Annotated in this window: 1 protein-coding gene; it reads right to left on the reverse strand. The window is 68.4% G+C overall.

The features are described 5' to 3' along the window. Positions 1-523: DUF222 domain-containing protein (locus I0Q12_RS17270; protein WP_197253062.1), on the reverse strand; the 523-nt coding region annotated here is incomplete at its 3' end. Positions 524-595 lie beyond the last annotated feature (72 nt).

Genomic DNA, 595 nt, shown 5'->3' on the forward strand with positions numbered 1-595 from the left:
GGGCGAGCAGGTCGATGCCGGCGGTGGTGATGTCGTCGGGGGTCGCGGTCCGGGAGAGGGTGCCGAGGATGCGGTCGACGGTCTCGACGACGTCGTTCCCGAACCGCCCCGGAATCTTCTCGGTCACTTTGCGGATGGCATCGACGTGCGCGGCGGACGCGTCCCCGTCGGCAACGGCAGCGGCCGTGACCTGCAGGATCGGGGCGAGGGCGGTACCGCTGGGAGTCGTGCGGGGTGCGAGGAGGCGGGCGTTCTTGACGCGCCGAACCGCGTCGGCGCGGGACAGGTGCAGGAGTTCGACCAGGTATTTCTGGGGCGTCGACAGCTTCACGGCGTTCTCGAGTCCGCGCTGTTCGACCTGGGCGACCAGTCGCGCGTCGAGGCCGTCGAGTCGGCGGCGGAGGCGTTCGACGGTGCGGAGTGTCGAGGCGATGTCCTCGTCGGAGAGGCGGTCGACGTCGAGTGCGCAGAGTTCGTCCACGGTGGGGCACTCCGCCGTATGAACCTCTGCTATCGAACTCATGTTCGAATAGTACATGTGTTCGAACGAGGGTGCAGCCGATTCGAGAGCCGAAACGGGGCGTGCCCCGGGCGG

The sequence above is a fragment of the Rhodococcus sp. CX genome (assembly GCF_015865005.1).
In the GTDB taxonomy this organism is placed as follows: Bacteria; Actinomycetota; Actinomycetes; order Mycobacteriales; family Mycobacteriaceae; genus Rhodococcus.